Origin of the sequence: Pedobacter sp. UBA5917 (genome assembly GCF_002432345.1) — a bacterium.
In the GTDB taxonomy this organism is placed as follows: domain Bacteria; phylum Bacteroidota; class Bacteroidia; order Sphingobacteriales; family Sphingobacteriaceae; genus Pedobacter.
The window spans coordinates 20,730-29,267 of sequence record NZ_DJDT01000082.1; the positions used below are offsets into that span (position 1 = coordinate 20,730).

Genomic DNA, 8,538 nt, shown 5'->3' on the forward strand with positions numbered 1-8,538 from the left:
TAAATTGATTAGTATCAAAAGTGATATATTATTTTACATTTCCTCAAAAACATCATCCAAAGCCAGTTCAAAGCCGGGTAATACAGATGAAGTGATTGTTTCGCTCAGGGTAAATATTTTAGAGGGTTGAAATTTACTATCCTCGTTTAAGGTATAAATTAAAACGTTTTGATCGCTTTGGCTTACAATCCAATATTCTTTAACTCCAAATTCTTCGTAAACGCGGTATTTGTTAAGCAATTCCATCTTGCTATTGCCAGGTGACAGTACCTCGACAACAAGATCGGGTGCGCCGATACAGCCACGAATATCAATTTTATTTCTATCACAGATTACACAGATATCTGGCTGTAAAACGGTATAAACGTCTTTATCATCTTTACTTTCTTTAGGAAAACGCACATCAAATGGGGAAATAAAAACCTTACAAGGCTGTTTTTCAAGAAAGTTACCTAACCTACGATATATATTTCCTGTTATCTGTTGATGTACACTTGATGGCGCCGGACTCATCTTAAAGATTTTACCTGCAATAAGCTCTACACGCTCAGGGAAAAGCCAGTTGAGGTAACTCGCATAACTATAAGTTAACGATGCATCGAGTTCATTAAACTGCTTAACGGGCTCATCTATCTCATCTGGTATTGGATATGGAACTGGCTTTTTCGACATAACCAAATATACTAATTTACTTAGTATCAAAAGTGATATATTATTTTACATTTCCTCGAAAACATCATCCAATGCCAATTCAAAGCCGGGCAATACAGATGAAGTGATTGTTTCGCTCAAGGTAAATATTTTAGAGGGTCGAAATTTACCATCCTCGTTTAAGGTATAAATTAAAACGTTTAGATCGCTTTGGCTTACAATCCAATATTCTTTAACTCCAAATTCTTCGTAAACGCGGTATTTGTTAAGCAATTCCATTCTGGTATTACCAGGTGACAGTACCTCGACCACAAGATCGGGTGCACCAATACAGCCACGGGCATCAAGCTTGCTTTTATCACAAACCACGCAGATATCAGGTTGTAAAACAGTATAAACATCTTTATCAGCTTTACTCTCTTTGGGGAAACGGACATCAAACGGAGCCGAATAAACTTTACAGGGTTTATCTTTTAAAAAAACACCTAAGTTTAAAAAAATACTGCCGGCAACTTCCTGATGTACCCTGGATGGTGCGGGGCTCATCTTAAAGATTTTACCTGCAATAAGCTCTACCCTTTCAGGAAAAAACCAGTTGAGGTAACTTGCATAACTATAGGTTAACGACGCATCAAGCTCATTGAACTGCTTAACAGGCTCATCGATTTCATCGGGTGTAGGATATGGAACTACTTTTTTCGACACACTCAAATATACTAATTTGCTTAGTATCGAAAGTGATATATTATTTTACATTGCCTCAAAAACATCATTCAGATGGAATTCAAAATCAACCATACAACAACCATAAAATCAATGACTAATCAATCAATGAGGAATAAAATTGATGTTTTAATTGAAGGGCAGTTGTCCGAATCCAGTTAACCGATTAACCAATTTAAACGCTTAACCCTATTAAAACTTCATTTTCTGTATCCTTACAGCGTTTAAAATAGCCAAAAGTGCTACGCCAACATCAGCGAAAACAGCCTCCCACATGGTTGCAATACCACCTGCGCCTAAAATTAAAACCAACGCTTTTACAGCAAAGGCCAATACAATATTCTGGATAACCACATTTTTGGTGGCCCTGCCTATTTTAATGGCGATTGCAATTTTTGAAGGCTGATCAGTCTGGATAACCACATCAGCGGTTTCAATGGCGGCATCGCTTCCCATCGCGCCCATAGCTATGCCAATATCGCTAATGGCCAGCACCGGTGTATCATTAATCCCGTCGCCAACAAAGGCCACTATTTTGCTTTTATCTGTTTTAATCTCTTCAAGTCTGGCTACTTTATCTTCCGGCAGTAAATCCCCATAATAACTATCGATGCCCAAACCTGCAGCTACTTTTTTAACAATGGTAGTTTTATCGCCACTTAGCATTACCACCTGTTTTATTCCGTTTTCATGCAACTGTTTAACGGCTTCTGCGGCATCTTCTTTTACTTCGTCGGCAATTAAAACATATCCCACATATTGCTTATTTACAGCTACAACAACTATACTTTCTTCAATATCTTTAATTTTTGCGTCAAAGCCAATATCGAATTTCTCCAGTAGTTTAATATTACCCGCCAACACTTCTTTACCACTCACCGATCCTTTTAAACCCATGCCGGCTATTTCCTCGATATTTTCGGCCGGATGGATTTCTTTATCACCCGCATGCTCAACAATGGCTTTAGCAATCGGATGTGTCGATTTCGCCTCAACAGCAGTTAACAGGCTTAAAAACTCCTCTTCATCAATACTACTTTCCACCTTCTGTACCTTAAAAACACCTTTGGTTAAAGTACCTGTTTTATCCATTACCACGGTATTGAGTTTGGTAATCAGATCGAGAAAATTAGAGCCCTTAAATAAAATACCATTAGCCGATGCAGCTCCAATCCCCCCGAAATAACCCAGCGGAATGGAAATAACCAATGCGCAAGGACAGGATATTACCAGAAAAACCAACGAGCGGTATAACCAGGTCTGGAAGTGATATTCGTTACCCAGAACCAAAATAGGAATGGTAACCAGTGCCAGGGCCAAAAAGAAAACAATCGGGGTATAAACCTTTGCAAACTTGCGGATAAAAAGTTCTGTTTTGGCTTTACGTGTAGTGGCGTTCTGAACCATTTCCAATATGCGCGATAAAGCACTATCGGCAAAAACTTTGGTCACTTTTACTTCGATTACTTTATCCAGATTAAGCATTCCGGCCAAAATGGCTTCGCCTTTATTAATGGTGCGCGGTTTACTCTCCCCTGTTAATGCAGCAGTATTAAAACTGCTTTTATCGCTGATCAACTCGCCATCCAAAGGGATTTTCTCTCCGGCTTTTACCTGTATGGTTTCGCCAATCTCTACTTTTTCGGGATTAACATCCTCATATTTTCCGTTACGCAGTACATGTGCCACATCGGCACGCACATCGAGCAGGGCTTTAATATTTCCTTTGGCACGGTTTACAGCAGCCATCTGGAACAGCTCGCCAATGGTATAAAAAAGCATCACAGTTACACCTTCGGGATATTGGCCGATAGCAAAAGCGCCAATGGTAGCGATAGACATTAAAGAAAACTCGGTAAAAAAATCTTTTGCCTTAAAAGTCTCCCAAACTTCGCGTAACACCGGAATACCTACCGGTAAATAAGCTACGATGTACCAATATGGTCTGATGATACTAAAGGCAGGTACATTAAAAAGATTATCGAATGCTACACCAATCAACAGCATGGCCAAGGTTACAATGGCTGGCAAATAGGTTTGGAATGCGGATGGATCACCACCATGATCGTGGTCGTGATCATCGTCCTCACCGTGCGAATGTCCGTGATCGTGGTTATGTTTTGGTGCGGAATGTGCTTTACTGCTGCAACAGCTATCTTCTTTATCGTGGGAATGACTCATTATATGTTGTATGCTAAAACATTATTTATTTTATTGAGGATTTGATAATCAGTAGCCAAACGCTTTAAATGTTGTTAATTAAACCCGATAGCAGCGGCAGCCCCCGATTTTTCTTCGGGGCTACAGCGTATGGCGGGACTAAAGACCCGATGAAACACTGCACACTCATTTTCTAATCCTTTAAATATTTAAACCAAATTTATGGAAAATAAAACGCTTTATCCCGAATCATTCTTAATAGCAATTATTTTTACCTGCACACAATATATTTTGTTAAAAAATGTTAATAGTGTATAAAAGATTTAAATTATGAAATCTATTAAAGTACCATTTTCGGCATCCGAACTGATCAGACGGCTCGGACTAGCAAAAATTTACTACTGGTTTAACAAGTAATATTATTAATATATTGCTTCAGTATTGATTTGTATTTCATAAATTTCGCACCATAATACTAACTTATTAAGCGAATGAAATACCAAAATTTGAAAAGATATTTTGCGGCACTGGGTATAGTCGCTGCTGGCTTTTCTGCAAATGCACAAACAAAAAAATTTATCGATCCTGCCAACATGGATTTATCCGTTAAGCCAGGCGATGATTTCTACACCTACGCAAGCGGTACGTGGGTAAAAAACAATCCTGTTCCAGCAAAAGAAACCCGTTGGGGCTCGTTTAACGAACTTCGCGATTTCAATATCAATGCGGTAAAATCGTTGGTGGAAGAAGCTGCTGCTGATAAATCGGCTCCTGCAGGTTCGGTAAAACGTAGGGTTGGCGATTTTTATACGGCTGCAATGGACAGTGCAACCATCGAAAAATTAGGTTACACACCAATAAAAGCAGATCTGGCAAAAGTAAAACTGATCAAGGATATTCCCGGAGTTTTAGACCAGGTGGCTTACATGAGAACCAATGGCTTAGGCGGCGGAATGTTCGGTTTAGGTGTTGGCCAGGACCGTAAGAACGTAAATAAATACATGGTTAATATCGGCCAGGGTGGCACAACCCTACCCGACCGCGATTATTACCTGAAAGATGATGCACGCAGCGTTAAAATCCGCGAGGCATACAATACATATATGGTTACCCTGTTTACCTTAACAGGAAGTTTGCCTGAAGAAGCTAAACAAAAAGCGGCAACTGTTTATAAAATTGAGAAACAGTTTGCAGAAGCACAGATGAGTCGTTTAGAAATGCGCGATCCTTATGCAACCTATAACAAACTTACAGTTGCAGAGCTCAACAAGAAAACACCAGATATCAACTGGACAACTTACCTGCCTAAATTCAAAATCAAAAACCAGGATACCGTTTTGGTTTCATCGCCTAAATTTATGGCAAGCTTTGATGGTATGTTGAAATCGGTTCCGGTTGAAGATTGGAAAACTTATCTGGAGTGGAATATTTTAAAAGGTTCAGCTTCAAGTTTAAGTTCTCCTTTTGTTAAGGCAAGTTTTGCTTTTACACAGGCTCAAACCGGTCAGAAAGTACAAACACCACGATGGCAGCGCATGTCGTCGTTAACTGATGGCACTATTGGCGAATTACTTGGTCAGCTTTATGTGGCTAAGTATTTCAAACCTGAAGCAAAGGAACGCATGAACCAGATGATTGTGAACCTGCGCAAGGCTTTCGAAATCAGGATTAACGGTTTAGAGTGGATGAGTCCTGAAACCAAACAAAAAGCTTTGGCGAAGTTACATGCCTTTACGCCTAAAGTGGGTTATCCAGAAAAATGGAAAAACTATGATGGATTAACAATCAACAAAGGCACTTATTTCCAAAACTTACGCAACGCGAGTGTTTGGGGTTACAACGAAATGGTTGATCAATTGGGTAAACCTGTTGACCGTAAACGTTTTGGAATGACACCTCCAACAGTTAACGCTTACTACAGTCCTACTTTAAACGAAATTGTTTTCCCTGCCGGGATTTTACAGTTCCCTTTCTTCGATCCAAATGCTGATGATGCCGTTAATTATGGTGGTATCGGTGCGGTAATCGGTCATGAAATGAGCCATGGATTTGATGATAGCGGAAGCCAGTACGATGCGGCCGGTAACTTAAAAAACTGGTGGACAGCAGAAGACAAAGCTAAATTTGATGCTAAAACCAAAGCTTTGGGTGAGCAATTTGATGCTTATACGGTATTAGATACAGTACATGTAATAGGTAAATTAACCATGGGTGAAAACATTGGCGATTTAGGTGGCTTAAATGCAGCTTATACCGCTTTCAAAATGACTAAACAAGGTCAGAGCAATGAGAAAATTGATGGTTTTACACCAGATCAACGTTTCTTCTTAGCCTGGGCACAGGTTTGGAGAGGTAATATTTTGCCAGAAAGTGCCGCTCAGTTAATTAAAACCGATCCACACTCTCCAGGCCCATACCGTACCATAGGTGCACCTGTAAACATGGATGCCTGGTACAATGCATTTGATGTTAAACCTGGTGATAAATTGTATAAAAAACCAGAGGATAGGATTAGAATGTGGTAGTTTTGAGGCCTTTCCCCTCGAGTTTAAAATCAATTTTTTATATCATCCCTATATTACAAGCGTCCCGATCTTTTTCGGGACGTTTTGTTTTTATCCCTCTTTGTGGAGTCAGATGTTACCATCTGACATTTCCAACGCCTTGGTTCGTGTCGCCACGAACCAATCATTAAACCAGACTCATTATTTTCTCTTCGTCTTGATTCGTGTAACCCACGCCTAGGTTCCTGTCACCACGAACCAATCATTTAATCAGATTTAATATTTACCAAAAATTAATTTAACTCCTTTCGGCAATTCCTAATTATCATTCTATCTTTGAAAAACATAAGCATCCTTTCATGAACAGTGTACTTAAAACATTTTCTATCCTCGGTTTAACTTTATTTTCGTTAACTGGTTTTGCCCAGGAAAATAAATTGATCAGCCTTGAAGCATTAATCAACAAAACCGATCCTGCCTGGCCTTTGGTAAAGAAATGGATCGATTCTGCAAAAAACAAGGTTGAAGTTTTACCCGTTGATTCGGCAAAAGCTAAAGAAGTACTTTATAATTCACAAACCACCACTTATGCCACATTAGGATCAGTAATATACAATACCGGTGGTATTTTGGTTGATAATGGCTGGATCAGGATTTTGGGTTCGGGCAGCGAAAAACTGAACCGTAACGTTGCCGAATGGAACAAAGGCAAAACGTTGGAGGAATATGGCGATAATATGCCTTACCTTTTAATTGCAGATGATGCAGTTGGTGGCTTTTTTGCCATTAATTATGGCGGCCTGGGTAAAGACATTAAAAATGTATACTATCTTGAACCAAACAGTTTAACCTGGCAGCCGCTTGGTGCAGGTTATGGAGAATTTCTTGTTTTCTGTTTCGACAGTGATCTTTCCAAATTTTACAAAGGTTTGCGCTGGAGTACCTGGAACCAGTTTATCGGCAATTTAGATGGTTCTAAAACCTATAGTTTCCGTCCGTATTTATGGCAGGAAGGTACCGATATCGAAAAATGTACCCGTAAACTGGTTAATACAGAAGATATGTACAAATTCAACATCATGAAATCGAAAGAGTTCAAAAATGAGGAAGAAGTGAAAAAACAGGCCCCGAAAAATGAGCAGTAAGGTTCCTGTTTATAGCCAAATTTCCTGGCCATCTTTTATTGTTCAAATGATGATCATCTTTATTTTTTCGCTGATTTTTGAAAAATTGTCGATTAGCGAACCAATATTATTAGCTTCACTTTTATATATAATAGTGGCATTTATACTTCGCAAAACAATAACAAAGGATCATCGGAATGGAATGCGGATCTTGAAACAACATCAATATCTCGAATCTATTCCCTATTTCGAAAAAAGTATTGCCTTTTTTGAGCAAAATGCCTGGATTGATACCAATAGGTTTATCACTTTATTCAGCTATTCAAAAATATCTTATAAAGAAATGGGGCTCTGTAATATTGCATTTGCATATAGTCAGATAGGAGAAGGAGAAAACGCCATCATTTACTACGAAAAAGTTAAAGCAATAAATCCTTCAAATGGCCTGGCAATAGCTGGATTAAATATGCTAAATTCCATAAAACAGAAGTAAAATAATGCTGGCCACCATTACACAGATCAAAAACACCAGGGCTTTTATATTAGAACTCGTAAAAGATTTAAGCACTGAACAGTTAAATAAAATCCCCGAAGGTTTTAACAATAACATTATCTGGAATATTGCGCACCTAACCGCTGCACAGCAAAATCTTTGTTATGTAAGGTCAGGTTTACCAGTACCTGTTGATGCAAAACACTTTGGCCCATTTTTAAGCGGAACAAAACCTGAACAGTTTATCGGGAAAGAAGAAATCGACTCGATTTACAGCATACTTTTAAGCAGTATGGATCGTTTGGCTGCAGATTATACCAGTGGTATTTTTGTACAGTTCGAACCGTGGGACAAGCGCTACGGCATGAAATTAAATACAGTAGAGGACGCCATAAATTTCGTACCTTTTCATGAGGGCATGCACATTGGCTATATTATGGCAATGAAGAAATTGGTATAAAATCTAAACATACTTTGCCTGTGTTTTCTTTGGTAGTTTAGCTAAAACCATCGCCCTCGAATCGGCCACCCTGATTTTCAGTTCCTTATCATTTAAGACCTCTAAATTTTCGATCTGGATCCACTGCCTTTTGGCCATGTGGTAAGCCTGTGCAATGCCATCTCTGGCAGCCAGTTCATCAAACTCATCGGGATTACATTTGATAGAGAAACTATTTCCTTCATCGATAGCGATAATTACATAGATCTTTTCCTCAATCATAAAACACAGATGTTCCCATTTCATGCCTTCGGTAGTACCTGGCAAGCTTAAACAATATTCTCTGAAAGATTCTATATCCATATTTAGGGTTTAGGGTTTAGGGTAAGATCAAATCTAGTAACAAAAGTTTAAAGACCAAAGTAAAAGGAGAAAGACTAAAGA

General features: G+C 38.9%; 8 protein-coding genes. 4 read left to right on the forward strand and 4 right to left on the reverse strand.

Annotated elements, in window-relative coordinates; all coding sequences use genetic code 11:
- Positions 1-33 precede the first annotated feature (33 nt).
- From B2V92_RS05175 to B2V92_RS05185, 3 genes are all read right to left on the reverse strand, one after another.
- Positions 34-672: a Uma2 family endonuclease gene (locus B2V92_RS05175; RefSeq protein ID WP_293305321.1), complete on the reverse strand. Its 639-nt coding sequence runs from the start codon at positions 670-672 to the stop codon at positions 34-36.
- A gap of 45 nt (positions 673-717) precedes the next feature.
- Positions 718-1,356 (reverse strand): Uma2 family endonuclease, encoded by a 639-nt coding sequence (locus B2V92_RS05180; protein WP_293305323.1) that lies wholly within the window; start codon positions 1,354-1,356, stop codon positions 718-720.
- Positions 1,357-1,566: 210 nt separating this feature from the next.
- Positions 1,567-3,555 carry a heavy metal translocating P-type ATPase gene (locus B2V92_RS05185; protein WP_414691888.1) on the reverse strand — a complete coding sequence of 663 codons (1,989 nt, stop codon included), beginning with the start codon at positions 3,553-3,555 and terminating at the stop codon, positions 1,567-1,569.
- Between the two features lie 470 nt (positions 3,556-4,025).
- Here B2V92_RS05185 and B2V92_RS05190 point away from each other — a divergent pair, with 470 nt between their 5' ends.
- From B2V92_RS05190 to B2V92_RS05205, 4 genes are all read left to right on the forward strand, one after another.
- Entirely contained in the window at positions 4,026-6,059 is a 2,034-nt protein-coding gene (locus B2V92_RS05190) for a M13 family metallopeptidase (RefSeq protein WP_293305326.1), read from the forward strand.
- Between the two features lie 338 nt (positions 6,060-6,397).
- Positions 6,398-7,183 carry a DUF2625 family protein gene (locus B2V92_RS05195; RefSeq protein ID WP_293305328.1) on the forward strand — a complete coding sequence of 262 codons (786 nt, stop codon included), beginning with the start codon at positions 6,398-6,400 and terminating at the stop codon, positions 7,181-7,183.
- Positions 7,173-7,655: a tetratricopeptide repeat protein gene (locus B2V92_RS05200; RefSeq protein WP_293305330.1), complete on the forward strand. Its 483-nt coding sequence runs from the start codon at positions 7,173-7,175 to the stop codon at positions 7,653-7,655. Before B2V92_RS05195 ends, B2V92_RS05200 begins: the two co-directional genes overlap by 11 nt.
- 4 nt (positions 7,656-7,659) lie before the next feature.
- On the forward strand, positions 7,660-8,115 hold the full coding sequence (locus tag B2V92_RS05205; RefSeq protein ID WP_293305333.1) for a DinB family protein: 456 nt from the start codon (positions 7,660-7,662) through the stop codon (positions 8,113-8,115).
- A gap of 3 nt (positions 8,116-8,118) precedes the next feature.
- Here B2V92_RS05205 and B2V92_RS05210 read toward each other — a convergent pair whose 3' ends face one another.
- Complete coding sequence (locus B2V92_RS05210) at positions 8,119-8,457, reverse strand: MmcQ/YjbR family DNA-binding protein (protein ID WP_293305337.1); 339 nt, start codon at positions 8,455-8,457, stop codon at positions 8,119-8,121.
- Positions 8,458-8,538 lie beyond the last annotated feature (81 nt).